At 37.4% G+C, this 19,611-nt stretch carries 19 protein-coding genes and 1 riboswitch; of the genes, 12 read left to right on the top strand and 7 right to left on the bottom strand.

Translation table 11 applies throughout. From position 1 onward, the window contains the following. Positions 1-41: 41 nt before the first annotated feature. Positions 42-644 carry a 30S ribosomal protein S4 gene (rpsD, locus tag NST76_RS16245; protein WP_036118865.1) on the bottom strand — a complete coding sequence of 201 codons (603 nt, stop codon included), beginning with the start codon at positions 642-644 and terminating at the stop codon, positions 42-44. Positions 645-1,116: 472 nt separating this feature from the next. Here rpsD and NST76_RS16240 point away from each other — a divergent pair, with 472 nt between their 5' ends. Next, positions 1,117-3,000, top strand: a complete 1,884-nt coding sequence (locus NST76_RS16240; protein WP_036118866.1) for a GGDEF domain-containing protein — start codon at positions 1,117-1,119, stop codon at positions 2,998-3,000. An 86-nt stretch (positions 3,001-3,086) separates the two neighbouring features. Here NST76_RS16240 and NST76_RS16235 read toward each other — a convergent pair whose 3' ends face one another. Both NST76_RS16235 and hisJ read right to left on the bottom strand, forming a co-directional pair. After that, the gene (locus tag NST76_RS16235; RefSeq protein ID WP_036118867.1) at positions 3,087-3,566 is read right to left on the bottom strand and encodes a GAF domain-containing protein; all 480 of its coding nucleotides are present in this window, start codon (positions 3,564-3,566) and stop codon (positions 3,087-3,089) included. A gap of 24 nt (positions 3,567-3,590) precedes the next feature. After that, complete coding sequence (hisJ, locus tag NST76_RS16230) at positions 3,591-4,385, bottom strand: histidinol-phosphatase HisJ (protein ID WP_089934184.1); 795 nt, start codon at positions 4,383-4,385, stop codon at positions 3,591-3,593. Between the two features lie 163 nt (positions 4,386-4,548). Here hisJ and ezrA point away from each other — a divergent pair, with 163 nt between their 5' ends. The 5 genes from ezrA to NST76_RS16205 all read left to right on the top strand — a co-directional run bounded on the left by ezrA (position 4,549) and on the right by NST76_RS16205 (position 9,636). Continuing rightward, on the top strand, positions 4,549-6,249 hold the full coding sequence (gene ezrA / locus NST76_RS16225; protein WP_036118869.1) for a septation ring formation regulator EzrA: 1,701 nt from the start codon (positions 4,549-4,551) through the stop codon (positions 6,247-6,249). Positions 6,250-6,336: 87 nt separating this feature from the next. Next, positions 6,337-6,804: a GNAT family N-acetyltransferase gene (locus NST76_RS16220; RefSeq protein ID WP_089934181.1), complete on the top strand. Its 468-nt coding sequence runs from the start codon at positions 6,337-6,339 to the stop codon at positions 6,802-6,804. 106 nt (positions 6,805-6,910) lie between these two features. Next, on the top strand, positions 6,911-8,065 hold the full coding sequence (locus tag NST76_RS16215; protein ID WP_036118871.1) for a cysteine desulfurase family protein: 1,155 nt from the start codon (positions 6,911-6,913) through the stop codon (positions 8,063-8,065). Further along, positions 8,065-9,276, top strand: a complete 1,212-nt coding sequence (thiI, locus tag NST76_RS16210; protein WP_342544145.1) for a tRNA uracil 4-sulfurtransferase ThiI — start codon at positions 8,065-8,067, stop codon at positions 9,274-9,276. The genes NST76_RS16215 and thiI overlap by 1 nt, the downstream gene beginning before the upstream one ends. A gap of 144 nt (positions 9,277-9,420) precedes the next feature. After that, a complete protein-coding gene (locus NST76_RS16205; protein WP_036118875.1) occupies positions 9,421-9,636 on the top strand; it encodes an alpha/beta-type small acid-soluble spore protein in 216 nt (71 codons plus the stop codon). Positions 9,637-9,706: 70 nt separating this feature from the next. Here NST76_RS16205 and thiE read toward each other — a convergent pair whose 3' ends face one another. The 3 genes from thiE to thiM are packed head-to-tail and all read right to left on the bottom strand — an operon-like array spanning position 9,707 to position 11,917. Then, positions 9,707-10,348: a thiamine phosphate synthase gene (gene thiE, locus NST76_RS16200; protein WP_036118877.1), complete on the bottom strand. Its 642-nt coding sequence runs from the start codon at positions 10,346-10,348 to the stop codon at positions 9,707-9,709. Next, positions 10,338-11,162, bottom strand: coding sequence for a bifunctional hydroxymethylpyrimidine kinase/phosphomethylpyrimidine kinase (gene thiD / locus NST76_RS16195; protein ID WP_036118890.1), 825 nt, complete (start codon positions 11,160-11,162; stop codon positions 10,338-10,340). Before thiD ends, thiE begins: the two co-directional genes overlap by 11 nt. After that, complete coding sequence (gene thiM / locus NST76_RS16190; RefSeq protein WP_036118892.1) at positions 11,150-11,917, bottom strand: hydroxyethylthiazole kinase; 768 nt, start codon at positions 11,915-11,917, stop codon at positions 11,150-11,152. Before thiM ends, thiD begins: the two co-directional genes overlap by 13 nt. A gap of 92 nt (positions 11,918-12,009) precedes the next feature. Next, positions 12,010-12,107: riboswitch (TPP riboswitch) on the bottom strand. A gap of 190 nt (positions 12,108-12,297) precedes the next feature. Here thiM and NST76_RS16185 point away from each other — a divergent pair. The 5 genes from NST76_RS16185 to NST76_RS16165 all read left to right on the top strand — a co-directional run bounded on the left by NST76_RS16185 (position 12,298) and on the right by NST76_RS16165 (position 17,376). Beyond that, positions 12,298-13,899: an acyl--CoA ligase gene (locus tag NST76_RS16185; RefSeq protein ID WP_036118894.1), complete on the top strand. Its 1,602-nt coding sequence runs from the start codon at positions 12,298-12,300 to the stop codon at positions 13,897-13,899. 166 nt (positions 13,900-14,065) lie between these two features. Next, a complete protein-coding gene (gene sppA / locus NST76_RS16180; RefSeq protein ID WP_036118896.1) occupies positions 14,066-15,079 on the top strand; it encodes a signal peptide peptidase SppA in 1,014 nt (337 codons plus the stop codon). A 12-nt stretch (positions 15,080-15,091) separates the two neighbouring features. Further along, positions 15,092-15,718, top strand: coding sequence for an RDD family protein (locus NST76_RS16175; protein ID WP_089934178.1), 627 nt, complete (start codon positions 15,092-15,094; stop codon positions 15,716-15,718). 134 nt (positions 15,719-15,852) lie between these two features. Beyond that, the gene (tpx, locus tag NST76_RS16170; RefSeq protein ID WP_004226187.1) at positions 15,853-16,356 is read left to right on the top strand and encodes a thiol peroxidase; all 504 of its coding nucleotides are present in this window, start codon (positions 15,853-15,855) and stop codon (positions 16,354-16,356) included. A 90-nt stretch (positions 16,357-16,446) separates the two neighbouring features. Then, the gene (locus NST76_RS16165) at positions 16,447-17,376 is read left to right on the top strand and encodes a class I SAM-dependent methyltransferase (protein WP_036118900.1); all 930 of its coding nucleotides are present in this window, start codon (positions 16,447-16,449) and stop codon (positions 17,374-17,376) included. A gap of 209 nt (positions 17,377-17,585) precedes the next feature. Here the strand turns inward: NST76_RS16165 and NST76_RS16160 are convergent, their stop codons facing one another. Next, the gene (locus NST76_RS16160) at positions 17,586-18,035 is read right to left on the bottom strand and encodes a universal stress protein (RefSeq protein ID WP_036118901.1); all 450 of its coding nucleotides are present in this window, start codon (positions 18,033-18,035) and stop codon (positions 17,586-17,588) included. A gap of 425 nt (positions 18,036-18,460) precedes the next feature. Here NST76_RS16160 and ald point away from each other — a divergent pair, with 425 nt between their 5' ends. Next, a complete protein-coding gene (gene ald, locus NST76_RS16155) occupies positions 18,461-19,576 on the top strand; it encodes an alanine dehydrogenase (protein WP_036118902.1) in 1,116 nt (371 codons plus the stop codon). The last annotated feature ends 35 nt before the right edge of the window (positions 19,577-19,611 follow it).

The following is a 19,611-nucleotide window of genomic DNA, read 5'->3' as shown; positions in this document are numbered from 1 at the left end:
GAAACCTTGATATACAAGGGATTTCAGGGCTTTTATTGTCATTAACGAGAGTAGTACTCTACGATGAATGATTCGTTGATTTCAGCTGATAATTCAGAACGCTCAGGAAGGCGAGTGAATGTACCTTCTTTTTTGTCAGCGTCGAATGTTAAGTAGTCAGGTACGAAGTTGTTTACTTCGATAGCTTCTGCTACAACAGCAAGGTTTTGAGATTTTTCACGAAGAGAAATCGTTTGACCTGGTTTTACGCTGTATGATGGGATATCAACGCGTTTGCCATCTACTAAAATGTGACCATGGTTAACTAATTGACGAGAACCACGACGAGTACGAGCTAAACCTAAACGGTAAACTAAGTTGTCAAGGCGAGTTTCAAGAAGGATCATGAAGTTTTCACCGTGAACACCTTTCATTTTACCAGCGCGGTCAAATAGTGTACGGAATTGACGTTCGTTCATACCATACATATGACGAAGTTTTTGCTTCTCTTGAAGTTGTAAACCGTATTCTGATAATTTTTTACGTTGGTTTGGACCGTGTTGACCTGGTGCGTAAGGGCGTTTTTCGATTTCTTTACCTGTACCGCTTAGTGAGATACCAAGACGACGTGATAATTTCCAAGATGGACCTGTATAACGAGACATATTGTTGTCTCCTCCTTTAAATTTGGTTTTTTTGTTGTAAAACAAAAACCAGTAGTACCCATTCTTACACGCATTTTATTTTCATGTATTTTCGCCTATGCAGCCGTTAGGTTACACAATACACCATCTAATTTCCGTTGCTGAAGAATCTAAGTAGTTGTACATATGAAAATAGAGGAATAAAATACAGTTATAAGCTTATACCACTGCTGCGTTTATTTTACACAAACTCCATTGTAACTGCTCAGGGCAAGGACGTCAATTATTAACATATAAAATTTCATCATGAGTTTTCATAGTAGGAAATTCCTTAAGACCTATTTCAAATGATGTGAAAATAGTTAATGATACGCTGTGTAATGTAAAATGTAAAAGTAAGGGATAATTACATAGTCAAAATGACACAAATTATGTATAATATATTATAAGTTAATAGTAATTGATTTGGACGTTATATAGAAAAGGTGATTTCATGACAGACCATTTACAAACGCTAAAATATATAAAATCTGATGTTTTGAGCTTTTGGGTGAGTTCTAATGAAGAACAAGCTAGTTTTAATGGGTATTTTTATTCATTAAAACAGTGTCTAAAGAAGCACTTGAAAATTGATAATGCAGCTTTTCTCAGCTTTGAAGGTAATTCATTAATACCTATTGAGGAGATGGCTTCATTAACAATTGAAACAAAGCTAAATGCTGTGTCATGGCTGATGATCGAAGCTAGTTTTTATCAACAAAAAGTAGTGAAAATTCCTTATATAATAAAAGCAAGACAGGCCTATTCAATGATGACAGATATGGTGCTTTTCCAAGCAGAGGGCAAACATCCCATTGGTGTATTACTTGTGGAGGCATCAGAGTCTTGGAATGACTTTATGACCTCGGATTATGGTGAAGAGTGTATAGAAATACTTTCGAAGGTTCTTCAAATGATGAGGGACAATTTAGATGTCAAAATAAACGAAGATCAATATAGAAAACTCTATAATATGACTGATTTATTTCATTCAACAATGGATATTGATTTAATTTTAGAAAATGTATTGAAAAATATAAGGGATAATTTCCCAGAGTTTAATGTAGAGCTTATATTATCGAATGATCAAGATCGACATACGACCATCGATATTAAGCTTTTTGATTATTTATCAGAAAGACCTGCTACAATTGAGGCTTTTGTATCAGGAGAGTTAACAACAGAACTAGCGAGTGATTTAAATTGTCGATTGTTAAATGCGCCGATAAAGGGCAGGCAAGCTATCTATGGCATCTTGCAAGTAAGTGCACCAACGACTTATCTTTTTTCAACGACTGAAAAAGACTTCGTACGAATGCTTGCACAAGCGTCAGGAAATGCACTTGAAAATGCAAAATTATATCATCAATCGCATCGTCTTGTAAGCGATTTACAACTCATCAATGAAACATCACATCGTTTAAATATGCGGATTGACATTCATGAAATGTTACTTTTCCTACAAAAGCAGTTACTGAAATCTTTTCAACCAATGGAAGTTTGTTTCGCATTTAAAAAAAATGATACGTTTGAAGTGACGGGCGCAAGTACATCTTTGTTCAATGCAGAAGAGGGGCAGACCTATATAAAACATGTTGAGCAGCATTTTGCTCAAACGAATGATCCACTGTTTATTGCCGATTTCAGTCGTTTAACAGCGAATCAAATTGAGTACCGTTCCATTATGGCGATCCCTATATTAATGGAAGAAAAGATCAATGGTTTTAGTATTGTCTTACATAAAGAGCCATATTTCTTTTCGTTCGATAGTTTTAAATTAATGCAATCGTTAATTCATCACTCCTCTTTAGCCATTGCAAATTCAATTTTACGAACACAACTTCAGGAAATGGTCGATTTGGATCATTTAACAAAACTATATGCACGCAGTTATCTCGATCAATTTGTAGAAAAGTCGCTTGAATACGACCAATCTGGGATGTTCTTGTTAATTGATATTGATAATTTTAAGCGCATCAATGATACGTACGGTCACCAAGTAGGGGATAAAATTCTTGTGCAAATTGCACTCCAATTGAAAGAGACGATTGGTAGTCGTGGGATTTGTGCAAGATGGGGCGGAGAAGAGATGTCTGTTTATGTACCAAACATTAAGGAGCAGGAAGCATTAGAATTAGCATCCGCCATTGTGGAGGTTATTCCGAGTACTACAGATCCACAAGTAACTATTTCTGCGGGCCTCATAACATGGGATGAACGAGACCGACCAGCATTCCAATCTGTTTTTTTACATGCTGATACAGCCTTATATGAAGCGAAAAATAGTGGGAAAAATCGTTTTTGTATTCATGACGGCTCTTATCAAACTAATGTATAGGCGAATAAGTCGAAATGTCTATGGTTGTACAAATAATTTGCCCTGAAATGACAATATAAAACATTTCAGGGCAATTTTTTAATATTTTATAAATGAAGAAGTAATGTTTGGACAAATTGTTCTAAGCCATTGCGGTCTTCCTCTGAAAAACGGCTCACAATGGGGCTATCAATGTCAAGGACACCAATGATCTTGCCTTGTTTTATCAATGGAATCACAATTTCGGACTGTGAAGCAGCATCACAGGCAATATGTCCTGGAAATTCGTGCACATCTTTGACAACAATCGTTTCTTTCGTTGCCACGGATGTTCCACAAACGCCACGACCAATGGGGATTCTCACGCAGGCTGGAAGACCTTGAAATGGTCCGAGTACAAGCTCATTTTCTTGTAGGATATAAAAGCCAACCCAGTTAATGTCAGTTAAAAACTGATTTAAAAGTGCTGAGGCATTACTTAAATTGGCGATCAAATCTGTTTCGCCAGTCAGTAGTGCATCTAATTGTTTGGATAATGTCAGATATTGGCCAGCAATTGATCCTTCGTAATTAATTTTTGTAAACATATAAGCACCTCGTTTAAAAATTATTTATATTGGTAATATAACATTATGATGTTGATGTAAGTCCGTTGCGCTATGTGCATCCGAACCAAATACATATGGCAGTTCAATAGCTTGACTATACTTGATAAAAGTAAATGGAGGGTAAGGCTCCTGACAATATTGTTTGCTTAAACCAGCACTATTTATATCTAGCTCATAGCCTCCACATTTCATGCTGTCTAATACTTCTTTGATGCGTGGGGCATCATTGATTTTTTCATTATGCACTAGCTGAAATTTATGAACAAGAGATGGATGCCCAATCCGCTTCGGCTTGTATGGACCAAGATCGGCCTTAATGGATTGTAGGACAGTATCATAATATAAATCATAAACCTGTTTAACAGAGCCAACTTTTTTTGAAAAATCAATAAAGCACTCAGGAGAAAAGTCGATACAGACAAAGGAATCTTGCCATTGTAAAAAATGGACAGACAAGATCGCATCATCTAAAAAATGTCCATATGTATCAAGGAATTGCCGAGTTTCTTGTTCAAAACCTTGGATATAGTCAACTTCTAACCCAATTCGGATGCGAATATCTTGTGCATACTGTTTTTGTAGGTGTTGCAATTCCTCAAAGTAGGGCATGAGATCATGTGGATTCATTCCGCTATCTTTTTGCGGGGTAGGATCGACAAAATTTTTTGGTAATGGGGCATGTTCAGTAAAGGTGATATCAGTGAAATGGTGAGAAATTGCTTTTTCAATATATTGCACGAAAGAATCTGAACTGCCATGTGGACAAAAAGGACTATGTATATGCCCATCACGTTTCATAATTTACCACTCCTTTAGCTCTATAGATGCGCTATTTAAGTATTTCACAATAGCGAAAATACAGTTTTCTGAAAAACACTTAAATTTTAGTACAAAAGGCGAAAACATAGTATATAATAAAGACAACTAGCCAATTCGTTTATTGTAGAATAGGAGGCTTACGATGGAGTATATCATCATTCCGATTATCCTACTATTAATTTTAGCCATAGTAGGATTTATGATGCGAAGAAAACATGTTGCAATCATTGCAAAACTTGAAAATGAAAAATTACAAATTCAACATAATCCTATAAATGAAGAAATTTCAAAAGTAAAATCTTTAAACATGAACGGTGAAACGGAAGAAATGTTTGAACGATGGCGCAATACTTGGGATGAGGTCATCGATGTACATATGACTAAAATTGATTCATTGCTATTTGATGCTGAGGATCAAATTAATCGACTTCGTTTTAAAAAAGCGACGTTTATAGAACGTGAAATTGAAGATTATATTGAGAAATGCGAACAAGATAAAGATAAAATTTTAGAAGAACTGAATGAATTAATTGGCAGCGAAGAAAAAAATCGAATTGAAATTGAACAATTAAAGGAATATTATCGCTCTGCAAGAAAGACTTTGCTTGCTCACCAACATTCATTTGGTGTAGCGTTACCTGCACTTGAGAAAAAGCTAGAAACATTTGTACAAAAGTTTGAAGAGTTTGATGTATTGACAAATGATGGGAATTATTTGCAAGCACGCGAAATTGTCATTAGTTTAAATCAAGAATCACAGCAGACCTTTGAATTTATTAATGATGTCCCAACTATTTTAACGGAATTACAAGTGAAGCTACCAGGAGCGGTTCAGGAATTGCGGAATGGTCAACGTGAAATGGAAGATCAATCTTACTATTTACAGCATTTAGAATTGACTGAGGCATTAAATAAGTATGAAAAAGAGTTTGATGAATTAAAAAAAGACTTAGCAGCGCTTAATTTAACAGTAGTTAAACCTCGTGTGACAGAAATAAATGAAGAAATCGATCATTTTTATGATTTACTTGAAAAAGAGGTTATTGCTAAAAATTACGTTGATCAAAATTGTGAGCGTCTATTAAGCTCCATCACTAATGTTATTTCTTCAACAAAATTAGTGAATGATGAAGCGACCTATGTGCAGCAAAGTTATCATTTGAACGAAAAGGATGCAGAAATTCCGAAAGCTGCATTAAAGCAATTGGAAGCATTACAACGTCGCTACGACTTATTAGCTATGCGTGTGAGAGAAGAAAAATCGGCTTATTCTAGTTTACAGGAAGAATTAATCGAAATTAGTGAAGAGCTTGAACGAATTCATGAGGAGCAAGGACATTTATCAAATACAATGAAGAAGCTTCGAATTGATGAAAATAAAGCCCGCGCTCAAGTTGAAAATTTAAAGAAAATATTACAAGATACAGATCGCTTATTGAACAAGGCCAATATCCCAGGAATCCCTGAGGAAATGGATGCACGTCTTGATGAGGCTGCAGAGCACATCTACATTGTTATGCAAAGCCTGCAAGAAGTACCATTAAATATGGGGACTGTTCATAATAATTTAAATGCTGCCACACTGTGCGTAGAGGATGTAAAAGTCAAAGCACATGAGTTAATAGAAAATGTTATGCTTATTGAACGTATTATTCAGTATGGAAATCGTCATCGTGCTTCGAATCCAACATTGAATGCGCGTTTAAAAGAAGCTGAAGAGGCATTCCATCAATTCCGTTATGCGAAAGCATTAGAAGAAGCAGGAACAGCTGTTGAAGAGATGGAGCCAGGTGCTTTAAAACGTATTCAAGAAATGGTTGCAGAAGAGTCTATGTCAAATTAATTCAAATAACTGTTAGCTGTCTAAAAAGTATAGCGATTACTTTTTAGACAGCTTTCTTTATTAAATAGAGGGAAAGGTGTGATACGGTTGAAGCTGTCGCTACGAGAAATGAATGAGAAGTATGCGAGTGAAATTTTACAATGGCATTATGCAGCACCATACGATTTTTATAATAATGATTTATCAGATGAAACCTTACAAGAAATGCTCGAAAATCCCTACTATGCTATCTTTAATGAGCGGGAGGAGTTAATCGGCTATTATTGCACAGGAACAGCCGCACAAGTACCGAAAGGACATGACATTGGGGCATATGCAGAATGCTATGTAGATATCGGCATCGGTATGAAGCCCAATCTAACTGGTCAAGGCTTAGGGACGGCATTTTTTTCGTTTATTGTCAAAACAATTCAACAAGAGCATCAACTACCGCTTCGTTTAACTGTGGCCCGATTTAATAAGAGAGCCATTTGTCTTTATGAAAAATTCGGCTTTGTCAAAGATAGTGAATTTAGTACACCAACAGTCTTTATTACAATGTTGAAAAAAGTGTAATATGCTATTTAAAATTTGAAGAATCGTGAAAGTTAGTGGTCAATCGCCAAAGATTGCGTTATGATAAATACCGTTAAATCAACGTTTTGAAAGTGTGTGAAAAGTGATGGTTAAGACAATTTATTTAGATAATAGTGCAACAACAAAACCTTTAACAGAGGTTATGCAGACATTTATGGTAGTGAATGAGCAGTATTATGCCAATCCTGCATCCATCCATGCCATGGGAGTTGAAGCAAATGATTTATTAATGCGTGCACGTGAGCAAGTAGCAGATATTTTGCAGACAGAGGCAAAAAATGTGCTATTTACTTCAGGTGGGACCGAGTCAAATAATGCAGCTATTTTTGGTATAGCACGTAGTAATACACATATAGGAAAGCATATTTTAACGACTGAAATAGAACATCCATCGGTTTTAGAAACAGTTAAACAGCTTACAAAAGAGGGCTATGAGGTTGACTATCTTCGAGTTGATCAACATGGAGTCATTTCTTTAGAGGAGCTGCGTGCTAAAATACGTAAAGATACAATTTTAGTCAGCATTATGCATGTGAATAATGAAATGGGTGCTATCCAGCCTATTAAGGAAGCAGCAGCAATGATTCATGAAATGAGTAGAGCAGCTCTTCATGTTGATGCTGTTCAAAGCTTTGGGAAATTAGCTGTGTCCTTTAATGGAGAAGAAGGTCCAGACAGTATTGCTATTTCAGGTCATAAAATTCATGGCTTTAAAGGCTCAGGTGTATTAGCCTTTCGTAAAAGCATGAGATGGCAGCCTTATGCACTTGGTGGAGGTCAGGAATTTGGTTTGCGAAGTGGTACTGTAGCGGTACCGCAAGCAGCTGCATTAGCAAAAGCGGCTCGATTAGCAGTAGAAACATTGAATGACCGTGCAATGAAATACCGTCAATGGCAAGATGAAATTCGTACGCAACTAAAAGGATACGGAGAGGCAGTGCATATTTTATCGACTCCACAAGGAGCTGCACATATTTTATCGTTCAGTGTTCGTGATTTAAAAGGGGAAGTCATTATTAATGCTATGCAAAAACGTGGCATCATTGTGTCAACATCAAGTGCTTGTTCATCGAAGCAAACGAAAACAAGCCATGTTGTCGAGGCTCTGCACCTCGATGAGCATTATAAAAAAGGTGTAATTCGTATGAGCTTTGGTGCGCATAACACAGCACAAGATATAGAAAAGTTTAAACAAGTACTAGCAGAAGTCATGCTGGAACTCAAAGGAGAAATTAAGTAATGATTTGGAAAGAAATTTTAATTCGATATGGTGAGCTTTCTACAAAAGGTCGCAACAAAATGGATTTTATCCGTCGCTTACGTGAAAATATTCGTCATGCTTTTGCCGATCTAGGACAGCTGCATATTCGTACAGAGCGTGATCGTATGTTTATTGCTATAGAAAACGAAACACAAATGCAGGCACTTGTAACAGGCTTACCTAAAATTTTTGGTATTCAATCTTTTAGCCCTGTGGCTGCATGTGAAAAAGATATAGAAAGTATGAAGAAACTTGCCATCACTATAATGGAGACATTTAAAGATGAGCAGCATACATTTAAAGTAGAAGTGAAACGTACCGATAAAACATTTCCTTTAGAATCTCATGCCATCCAACGTGAGATTGGTTGCTATGTTTTACCGCAATTTCAAAATTTATCAGTCAAAGTGAAGCAGCCTGATATTGAACTACGTGTAGAAGTTCGTCATGATGCAACATATATGATGGCACAAGTTATTCCTGGCGCAGGTGGAATGCCTGTAGGGTCTAATGGAAAATCTTTATTAATGTTATCTGGTGGTATTGATAGCCCTGTTGCAGGTTATTTAATGATGAAGCGAGGCGTGCGATTAGAAGCGATTCACTTCTTTAGTCCACCATATACAAGCGAAAATTCATTAGAAAAAGTAAAGGTACTTGCCAATGAACTAACGAAATTTGGTGCTAGTATTCGTTTACATGTCATTCCATTTACTGAAATACAAGTTCTTATTAAAGAGAAAGTGCCTTCTAATGTATCGATGACAACAACACGCCGTATGATGTTGAAAGTAGCTGATCAGGTGCGTGAGGAAATTGGGGCACTTGCCATTGTAACAGGTGAAAGTCTTGGGCAGGTAGCGAGTCAAACGCTTGAAAGTTTAACAGCGATTAATGCTGTAACGAATACACCTATTTTGCGTCCGTTAATTTCATCAGATAAACTCGAAATCATTGATATTGCAGAAAAAATCGGCACATACGAAACATCTATTCAGCCATTTGAAGATTGCTGTACGATTTTTACACCTACAAGTCCAAAAACAAAGCCGAAGCTTGAAAAGGTCGAGCATTATGAAAGCTTCTCTGATTTTGATGAGCTAATCGAGCGAGCAGTAAAAAATCGAGAGGTCTATATTTTCCCTAAGAAAGAAGAGCAACAACAAGATAAGTTTGCAGAACTATTATAAGGATTCAAAGCCGTCTCAAAGTCCATTTTGAGACGGCTTTTTTATATTACTGGCTAGATGCCATTAGAGGTACAATTTACCTTTAAAATTTTCGTATTAAAAATCGAATATCGCACATTCTATATTCACAAGGAGGTGAGACACATGACTTCAAACAACAACCGCAGTTCAAACAAGCTTGCAGTACCTGGTGTACAACAAGCACTAGATCAAATGAAATACGAAATTGCACAAGAATTTGGTGTTCAATTAGGAGCTGAAGCTTCAGCTCGTGCTAACGGTTCCGTTGGTGGTGAAATCACTAAACGTCTTGTACAAATGGCAGAATCTCAATTAAAAGGTATGCCAAACAACCAATAAATGCTGACTAAGCATTTATAAACTTAAAACCAGTGACCGTAAAAGGCACTGGTTTTAGTTTGTTTATAGATCATTTTTTTATGCGAGATAATGACGTAAATGTAGATACAGTGTGTGCAATGTCTTGACTTTCACAGATAGCAGAAATAACGGCAACACCATCAGCACCTGCTTGAAAAACAGAATGTGCATTTGTACAAGTAATCCCACCAATCGCTACAATCGGTAATTCAGGATAAAGATGATAAGCTTGCTGTAAAAAATTTGTACCGCATGGTGGTTGTGCATCACTTTTAGATGTTGTTGCAAAGATTGGACCAATTCCTACATAATCAGCATGATGGTCTATAGCTGTTTGTAATTCTTCCTGTGAATGTACAGAAACACCAAGTATCATGTTCCCGATTTTTTTACGTGCTATTTCAACATCTAAATCATCTTGTCCAATATGAACGCCATCGGCACCAATTCGCAAAGCGAGCTCTATATCATCGTTAACGATAAACGGTACATTATACTGCTGACAAAGTTTTTGACATTGGCGTGCAAATTGTTCATAGGCTAATCCAGTTAAGGCAAGAGACCCTTTCTCGCGAAATTGAAACATCGTAATGCCAGCTTGCAATGCCTTTTCGAGGAGATGGATGGGATTTTGTTGAAAAACATTGCCTGTCCCCATAATAAAATAAAGCTGTAAATCCTCACGTTTCATGAATAATTACCTCACAGGCTTCCTTATGCTGTTGATAAGCGAAATGATTTGTAGGTCCGTGCCCGTTGCCGATGGCTAAATCATGCATAATCGCTAATTGAATAAATTTTTTAGCTTCGATAATAGCCTCTTCCATCGCTAAACCTCGTCCAAGAAAAGCAGTGAGTGCTGCTGAAAATGTACAGCCAGTACCATGTGTATTTTTGGTTTGGATTCGTGGAGACTGCATCGAAAAAGATTGTCCATTTTTGAAAAATACATAATCAATGGCATAAAGTGGTTCTGCTAAATGCCCACCCTTTACAATGACGCATTGTACACCTAGCTGTAAAAAGCTTTGAGCCACTTGTTTCATATCCTCAAAATGGCGAATGGTTCTCCCCGTGAGAGCCTCTGCTTCGGGTATATTTGGCGTAACAATCGTAGCTAGTGGTAGTAAAGATGAGCGTAACGCCTCAATAGCTTCTTGCTGTAATAAGCTTTCTCCACCTTTTGCAATCATCACGGGATCCACAATTAGTGGTATGTTTAATTCACCGATCATGCGTGCGATGGCTTGGATAATACCAGAGGAATAAAGCATGCCTGTTTTCATTGCAGCAATCGGAAAATCTTCGACTAACGCTTGAAATTGTTTTTCCACAAACGAAATGTCAATGGGGAAAACACCTGTCACGCCTGTTGTATTTTGTGCAGTTAAAGCTGTAATAACGGAAGTGCCGAACACCTCTAATTCCTGAAATGTTTTTAAATCAGCCTGTATACCAGCACCGCCACCACTATCTGATCCAGCAATCGTCGTTACAATATGCATGATGCTTCACCATCCTTTGATAAACGATGTATAGCATTAAGCAAAGCTATTTGAAAATCACCGATATCTGCAGTGAATGCAGAAGCTAGTACTGCTGCCTTTTTATAGTAAGTGAGTGTTTCTGCTAATTGGTTGTATGGCTTGTTACCTGCGACATAGGCAGCACCACAAAGCGCACTAAGTAAACAGCCAGTACCAGTGACCTCTGTCATTTGTGGGTGGCCACCAGCTATCCACTGGCTATGCTCACCATTTGTTATAAGATCACGTTCACCTGTTACAATAACGATACAATTATATCGTTGTGCCACTAGTAATGCTTCCGTCTCCAGTGACATGGAGCCATGACCACTATCTACACCTTTCTGTTGCCAATCTACATTGGCTATAGCCGCAAGCTCACCGATATTACAGCGAATTACGGCAAATTGTATGTTTTCAAGTAAGTATTGAACGGTTTCCTTGCGATAAGTTGTAGCCCCTGCCCCAACTGGATCTAATATAACTGGAATGCCAAGTGCATTAGCTTTTTTTCCTGCTAACAGCATGGCGTTTTTGGTGCGAGTATTGAGTGTCCCGATATTAATTAATAATGCTTGTGCCATTGCTACCATTTCCTCAACCTCTTGGCTATCGTCAGCCATAACGGGCGAAGCACCTAATGCTAATAAACCATTTGCTTGGAAATTTGCCACCACATAGTTTGTGATGCAATGAATAAGTGGTTGCTGTTGACGAATTGTTTGAAATATCATTTTAATTTTAGTCCTCCTTTGTGGATGGACGTAAGCATGCAAAAAGGCTCTTTTTATGTGAAAATACACGAAAAAGAGCCTTTCATCTGAAAAAATCGATGTCTGTTGCTCCCTACGTCAGTATTAACTAACAGGTTCAAAGGGTCAGGTTTTACCTTCTCAACTCTTTCGAGTCCCCCTGCAATTTTGCTTTTAGTTGACCAAAATGTACCATACTTTTCATTTGTGTTCAATAGCTAGTTTTCCTATCGACAAAACGTGACTGATGCCATATAGCTAGGTATGATAGTTGTCATGACTTTACCTAAATTAAGCGCAAACCATTGAAAATACTGAAAAAGGAGTTTTATAATGTGTCATAGCAAAAGGGGGCATCTGCCATGAAAAGACAAGATTTAGTTGCACCAGAATGGTATAACATAACAGAGGAAATTGAAAAATATGCTCAGGATGCAACGAAAAATGCTTTAATTATTTATGAAGAAAATCAAGCTGTACAATTTATTACATATGCACATTTGATGGAAAAAGCGAATCAAGCAGCACATGTTTTCACCTTACAAGGTTTAACGAAGGGTGATGTGATTTTAGTGATGGTACCACGCTCAGTGGAAGCATATATTGTTTATATTGCAGCATTAAAAGCAGGTTTAACCATCATTCCAAGCTCAGAAATGTTAAGAACAAAAGATATTGAGTATCGCATTCATCACGCCAATGCTAAAGGGGTTGTTGCCTATGAGCCCTATATTGAACAATTTGATGAAGTTGGAAATTTACAGGGCATACAGCAATTTGTCATAGGGAAAGCACATGAGCCTTGGCAGCCTTTACTAGAAAAAATGCACCATCAACCTACAACTTACATAAATCCGACCCCGACAAAAAGTACTGATAATGCATTTTTAGCCTATACAAGCGGCACAACAGGTAACCCAAAGGCAGCGGTACATACACACAGCTGGGGCTATGCTCATTTACGAACAACAGCACCACATTGGTTAGGTGTACAAGAAAATGATATTGTTTGGGCAACAGCAGCACCTGGATGGCAAAAATGGATATGGAGTCCCTTTCTCGCTACATTAGGCAGTGGTGCTACTGCATTTGTTTACAAAGGTAAATTTGATGCTGCTTCCTATTTGGCAATGCTTGAAAAATTCAAAATCAATGTATTATGCTGTACACCAACTGAATATCGTTTTATGGCATCACTTGAAAATTTACACGCATATGATTTACATGCAATTCGCCAAGCTGTATCAGCAGGTGAACCGTTAAATAGTGAGGTTATCAACGTATTTTCAGAAACATTCCATTTACAAGTGCGAGATGGCTATGGTCAAACGGAAAATACATTACTTGTTGGTACAATGGTAGGGATGGAGGCGCGAGTTGGCTCAATGGGAAAACCTACTCCTGGCAACACCGTTAATATTATTAACGATTTCGGCAATCCTGTTGCAGTGGGAGAGGTGGGTGATATTGCTGTTCATCGTGAAACACCAGCTCTCTTTAAAAAATATTTAAATGATCCTGAACGTACAAATTTACAATTCCGTGGTGATTGGTATATAACAGGAGATCGTGCCTACAAAGATGAAGATGGCTACTTTTGGTTTGAGGGTCGAGGAGATGATGTCATTATCTCCTCGGGTTATACAATTGGTCCCTTTGAAGTAGAGGATGCTTTGATGAAGCATCCAACTGTGAAAGAAGCTGCTGTCATTGCCAGTCCAGATAAAGTTCGAGGAAATATTGTAAAGGCATTTATTGTTCTTCGTAATGGTGAAATTGGTGATGAAACACTTATTCAAACACTTCAAAGTCATGTGAAATCATTGACTGCCCCATATAAATATCCACGTGCTATTGAATTTGTCGAAGAGCTACCCAAAACATCCTCTGGAAAAATTCGACGAGTTGAATTACGACAGCAAGAAACAAAGCAATGCCATTCATCATCATTTCCTAGGAAATAATGTCGAAAATCAAAGTTCATGCAAAGGTATGGACTTTGATTTTTTTTATTTTTTTAGGTAAGGTAATATGAGGAAATAAATAGCAACAAGCTTTTTGCATATTATTGCAAAAAAATGAAACAAATAAGCAAGTCATTCGTATTACGTGTTGAGGAGGCGGAAAGACATGAATGTAAAAAGGTGGGTTGCTTTAGTAGTCGCAGGTGTTCTTTTACTATTTTCATTAGGAATTAACACCATTTTTGCCCTATTTAAAGCAGATTTCCTAGGTAATTTTGATAGTTTGATGGCTGGGAATAATTTAGATGTATATGAAAATGTCATTGAAGGGGACAATTTTGATAAGCGAATTGCTTATTTAAAGGTAGATGGAGCGATTCAAGATATCGGCTCAAGTACATTATGGCAACCAGTTGCCTATGATCATACATTTTTCTTAGAGCAATTGGATAATATTTTGTATGATGATTCGATACAGGGCGTTGTTTTAAGCGTCAATTCACCAGGTGGTGGTGTGAAAGAATCAGCAGAAATCTATAAAAAGCTGCTAAAAATTAAAGAAGAACGACAAATTCCAATTTATGTATCGATGGATTCGATGGCAGCATCAGGTGGTTATTATATTTCAGCACCTGCAGATAAAATCTTTGCCCATCGTGATACAATAACAGGCTCAATTGGCGTCATTATGCAATCCATTAACTACCAAGCATTGGCTGAAAAAGTAGGTGTTAAATTTGAAACGTTTAAATCAGGGGAGCATAAGGATATGCTAAGCCCAATGCGTGAAGTGACACCAGAAGAACGTGCAATGATGCAGGATATGATTAATGAAACGTATGAAGAATTTGTAGACATTGTAGAGCAGGGACGTAATATGTCTGAAGCAGAAGTGAAGAAGGTTGCAGATGGTCGTATTCTTGGTGGCACAAAAGCGCTTGAAGCAGGTTTAATCGATGAAATTGGTGATGAAGAAGCAGCCATCGCTGCTCTACGTGCAGATTATGGACTGGAAGATGCTGCTTTATTTGAGTATGCGTACGATATGGGAGGCTGGCAATCATACGTTGGGATGAAAATTGGCTCCATGTTTGGTCCATCTGCAGAAGAAAAAATGCTAATGAAAATTATGACCGACTACAGTGCACCGAAAATGATGTATTTATACGGGGAATACTAAGGAGGGAGTACAATGACAAACAATGAATTTGTTATGCAAGGTTCACCCTCTATGGAAAATGGCTTTCTTATGAACGCTCCAGATGAGTCAGTAAAGCATAAAAACTATGCTTTAAAAACGGCTGGTTTTTGGATTCGGTTTTGGGCATTTTTATTAGATGGATTCATTATTTCTGCTGTAGTTGGAATACTTATCAATCCTATCTTTTATCTAATGGATTGGTCCTTATCAGAATCTGTTTGGTATGCACCGATTTCAATCATCACAGCGATCCTCTATTATAGCTATTTTGTACTGATGACAAAGTTCTTTGGGCAAACACTTGGAAAAATGGTTTTTGGCTTACGTGTTATTTCATTAAAGCATGATAAGCTTACTTGGTCAGATGTGTTATTCCGTGATTGGATTGGCCGCATTATCAATAATATTTTTATGCCTCTGTATATTTTGGTAGTCATTTTACCAGAAAATCAAGGGTTACATGATTATTTTGCAGATACAGCAGTGGTGCACGAAAAAGTCTTTGTTGAAAAGGATCCAGCACCAGCCGCTTTGCCAAAACAGCAAGAGCAGATAGAAACGACTGTGCAAGAGGAAAAAATAGAACTAGCCAAGCTAGAGGAAAAAAATGAACAATAAACAAAAGGCTGTCTCCTAATTCGAGACAGTCTTTCCTATTTCTAAGCTAGTTCTTCTAAAGTAAGCTATCTTAGTTGCAATTAATTCCCTTCATTTAGTAATATTATGTACATATGAAATAAGGAGGCGTTTATATGGCACAAGTAACATTTAAAAATGGTCCAGTAACACTAGTAGGAAATGAAGTAAAGGTGGGCGATCAAGCTCCAGATTTTACGGTATTAGCGAATGACCTATCACCTGTAACATTAAATGATTCAGAAGGCAAAATTCGTCTATTCAGTGTTGTACCATCATTAGATACTGGTGTATGTGATGCACAAACACGCCGTTTTAATGAAGAAGCAGCTAACCTGGGTGACAATGTAGTTATTTATACAGTATCTGTCGATCTTCCATTCGCTCAAAAGCGTTGGTGTGGTGCAGCAGGTATTGATGCAGTGCAAACTGTATCAGATCACCGCGATCTTTCATTTGGTGAAGCGTATGGCGTGTACATTCAAGAATTACGTCTTCTGACACGTGCAGTATTCGTTGTGGATGCAAATAATAAAGTAACATATGTTGAATATGTACCTGAAGCTACAGATCATCCAAACTATGAAGCGGCCATTGCAGCTGTTAAAGCACTAGCATAATGAGCTGCTTTTAGGCTAAGATAATACTAGACAAAGGGGCTGTGACGAGAGTTTGTCACGGCTCTTTTCTGCGTGAAAGGAAGTTTAAATATGGAAAACATCGAGAAATTATTTGGTCTGCTAAATGAGCATGCTGAAAAGATCGAAAAAGAACAAGATTTAACATTGTTAGAAGGGTTGCTAGATGGTCTTGAGGCATGGCTTGATGGCGAAGTGAATTTTTCACAAAAGGATGCAACAAAAGAGGATATTCGCAAAGCTATTCAAATCGCTATTTTAAAAGGAATGCGCAAAGGGTCGCAGCCAAACCATCAAATGACACCTGATACGTTAGGGTTACTAGTTGGCTATTTTGTGGAGCAAATATTTGAAGAGCGCCTTGCAAACGAAAAAATGTCAATTATGGACCCAGCCGTAGGTACGGGGAATTTACTACTAACAGTCATGAATTTATTAGATGGAAAAGTGGAAGCGACAGGCGTAGAGGTTGACGAGCTATTAATTCGTCTTGCTGCTGCTACTGCTGATTTAACAGAACAGCCTATTTCCTTATACCGTCAAGATGCCTTAGAAGATTTATTGGTAAACCCAGTGGATGCCGTTGTTTGTGATTTACCTGTAGGCTATTATCCTAATGAAGAAGTAGCACTCGATTATGAATTATGCGCAGCAGAGGGGATGAGTTATGCTCATCATCTATTCATTGAGCAATCGATGAATTATACGAAGGATGGCGGCTATTTATTTTTCCTTGCGCCATCACATCTTTTTGACTCCGAGCAGTCTAAGCAACTACACAAGTACATTCAAAAGCATGCTTGGATTCAAGCCATTATTCAATTACCTGAGGCTATGTTTGCCAATAAGGCATTAGAAAAAAGTATTGTGATTTTGCAAAAGCAAGCAAAGGAATTGAAAGCACCTAAAGAGGTACTATTAGCAAAAGTACCGAATATGCAGAATAAGCAAGCTCTTGCGCTGTTCTTTGAAAAAGTGAAGATGTGGAAAGAGGGCAAATAATTGCTCTGGAAGCCGACATAAGTAAAAAGATGATGTTACTACTAGCAGAAAAAGACCTTTTGGTAAGGTGAGGGTGATTTCTGTTGGACCAGCGTCCTTTAGAATGAAAAGCCTTTTTCACCCTTCATAGAAATTCTAGTGATCGTTTTGTTTTTCAACACAATGTAAAAAGGTATCCTATGGAAGGATACCTTTTTATGTATTGCGAATTAGTTTTCTGGTGTACGGATAACAAGTACGTCACATTTAGCTGAACGTACAATTGCTTCAGATACTGAACCGATTAGGAAGCGTTCAACTGCATTTAGACCAGTTGCACCACAAATGATTAGATCTGCGTCTACGACTTTAGAAAGCTCTTTTGTAATGATATTTTTAGGAGAGCCGTACTCAATGATAAGATTAACGTTTGTTAAGCCTTCATCTTCAGCTTGTTTTTTGTAACCATTTAATAGCTCTTCAGAGAATGCTTGAGCACGTTCTGCAATGGAACGGTCATATGCTTCGATTGCAGCGAATGAACGTGTATCAATAACATTTACTAGATTTAAGACAGCACCTTCGTTTCGTTTTGCAACATCAATTGACTTACGAAATGCATATTCAGCTTCTTTTGAGCCGTCTACTGCAACAACAATGCTTTTATAATGATTAGCCATTTTGAAAAACCTCCCTGATTTGTATATGTTGATTATACCAAATGATTTTCTAAAGGAAATACTTTCCGAAAGAAAAATATGAAAAAGTGAAGACATTTCATTTCAAAATGTCAATTATATACACTTACTTAATTCCCACTATTTACAGCGTGTAAACGCCTTTTGATCGGTAGAACTTGTGGAAGTATTTACTTCGTTAGCAACTGTTATAGCCGTCTTTTTAGTTTTCAAATATAATAATTTATACCATTATTCATCGTTTAAATATTTAGTATTTTATAAATGTTAGAAATTTTATTTGTATTTGCTTTAGTTAAAGCTTTTTTTGCATTTGTTTGGTAATATGGAATGGCAAGGGGTGCATCAATTCTTAGTTACATAATAATGATGCTTATTTTTTATGCTATGGAAGGGGATAGGAAACAATGAAGATTGGTATTCCAAAGGAAATTAAAAACAATGAGAATCGTGTAGCCATGACACCAGCAGGAGTTGTAACTTTAACACACGCAGGTCATGAGGTATACATTGAAACTGGAGCAGGCTTAGGGTCAAGCTTTACGGATGCTGATTACATTGCAGCAGGAGCTCATATTGTTCAAACTGCTAAAGAAGCATGGTCACAAGAAATGATCATGAAGGTAAAAGAACCTGTAGCTTCTGAATATGATTATTTCTATGAAGGTCAAATTTTATTTACGTATTTACACTTAGCGCCAGAGGTTGAACTAACTCAGGCACTTTTAAATAAAAAGGTTGTAGGTATTGCCTACGAAACAGTGCAATTAGCAAACGGTTCATTACCATTGTTAACGCCTATGAGTGAAGTAGCTGGTAAAATGGCTACGCAAATCGGTGCACAGTTCTTAGAAAGAAACCATGCTGGTAAAGGTATTTTATTAGGTGGCGTTTCAGGTGTGCAGCGTGGCAAGGTGACAATAATCGGTGGTGGTATCGCAGGAACAAATGCTGCAAAAATCGCTGTTGGCATGGGTGCGGATGTGACAGTAATCGATTTAAGCCCAGAACGTTTACGTCAATTAGAAGATCTGTTTGGTCGTGATGTTCAAACATTAATTTCAAATCCTTATAATATTGCAGAATCAGTGAAAGATTCAGATTTAGTCATTGGTGCGGTGTTAATACCAGGCGCAAAAGCACCGAAACTTGTATCTGAAGAAATGATTCAGTCAATGCAAGCTGGCTCTGTTGTAGTCGATATTGCGATTGACCAAGGCGGTATTTTTGCTTCGTCTGATCGTGTGACAACTCATGATGACCCAACATACGTGAAACATGGCGTAGTACATTATGCAGTAGCAAATATGCCAGGAGCAGTACCGCGCACATCAACAATTGCTTTAACAAATAATACAATTCCATATGCACTTCAAATTGCAAACAAAGGCTATAAACAAGCTTGCCTAGATAATGCGGCACTGAAAAAAGGTGTGAATACATTAGATGGACAACTAGTCTATAAAGCAGTGGCAGATTCACAAGGTCTTCCATTTGTCGAAGTGGATGAGTTAATTCAATAAATCAAAAAAGGAAGCACTACACTAGTTGCTTCCTT

The organism is Lysinibacillus sp. FSL W7-1291 (assembly GCF_038593415.1).
Taxonomy (GTDB): Bacteria; Bacillota; Bacilli; order Bacillales_A; family Planococcaceae; genus Lysinibacillus; species Lysinibacillus fusiformis_D.
The sequence above is the reverse complement of the archived record's forward strand: the minus strand, read 5'-3'. Positions and strand labels throughout refer to the sequence as shown.

Excerpts from the sequence above, each read along its gene's own strand:
- NST76_RS16235 (WP_036118867.1), bottom strand. The coding sequence starts at position 3,566 with ATGTTTACAAAAATTAATTACGAAGGATCAATTGCTGGCCAATATCTG.
- thiE (WP_036118877.1), bottom strand. The coding sequence starts at position 10,348 with ATGAAACGTGAGGATTTACAGCTTTATTTTATTATGGGGACAGGCAAT.
- NST76_RS16175 (WP_089934178.1), top strand. The coding sequence starts at position 15,092 with ATGACAAACAATGAATTTGTTATGCAAGGTTCACCCTCTATGGAAAAT.
- hisJ (WP_089934184.1), bottom strand. The coding sequence starts at position 4,385 with ATGAAACGTGATGGGCATATACATAGTCCTTTTTGTCCACATGGCAGT.
- NST76_RS16165 (WP_036118900.1), top strand. The coding sequence starts at position 16,447 with ATGGAAAACATCGAGAAATTATTTGGTCTGCTAAATGAGCATGCTGAA.
- thiI (WP_342544145.1), top strand. The coding sequence starts at position 8,065 with ATGATTTGGAAAGAAATTTTAATTCGATATGGTGAGCTTTCTACAAAA.
- thiM (WP_036118892.1), bottom strand. The coding sequence starts at position 11,917 with ATGATATTTCAAACAATTCGTCAACAGCAACCACTTATTCATTGCATC.
- ezrA (WP_036118869.1), top strand. The coding sequence starts at position 4,549 with ATGGAGTATATCATCATTCCGATTATCCTACTATTAATTTTAGCCATA.
- NST76_RS16215 (WP_036118871.1), top strand. The coding sequence starts at position 6,911 with ATGGTTAAGACAATTTATTTAGATAATAGTGCAACAACAAAACCTTTA.
- NST76_RS16185 (WP_036118894.1), top strand. The coding sequence starts at position 12,298 with ATGAAAAGACAAGATTTAGTTGCACCAGAATGGTATAACATAACAGAG.
- NST76_RS16240 (WP_036118866.1), top strand. The coding sequence starts at position 1,117 with ATGACAGACCATTTACAAACGCTAAAATATATAAAATCTGATGTTTTG.
- thiD (WP_036118890.1), bottom strand. The coding sequence starts at position 11,162 with ATGCATATTGTAACGACGATTGCTGGATCAGATAGTGGTGGCGGTGCT.
- tpx (WP_004226187.1), top strand. The coding sequence starts at position 15,853 with ATGGCACAAGTAACATTTAAAAATGGTCCAGTAACACTAGTAGGAAAT.
- rpsD (WP_036118865.1), bottom strand. The coding sequence starts at position 644 with ATGTCTCGTTATACAGGTCCATCTTGGAAATTATCACGTCGTCTTGGT.
- NST76_RS16205 (WP_036118875.1), top strand. The coding sequence starts at position 9,421 with ATGACTTCAAACAACAACCGCAGTTCAAACAAGCTTGCAGTACCTGGT.
- sppA (WP_036118896.1), top strand. The coding sequence starts at position 14,066 with ATGAATGTAAAAAGGTGGGTTGCTTTAGTAGTCGCAGGTGTTCTTTTA.
- ald (WP_036118902.1), top strand. The coding sequence starts at position 18,461 with ATGAAGATTGGTATTCCAAAGGAAATTAAAAACAATGAGAATCGTGTA.
- NST76_RS16160 (WP_036118901.1), bottom strand. The coding sequence starts at position 18,035 with ATGGCTAATCATTATAAAAGCATTGTTGTTGCAGTAGACGGCTCAAAA.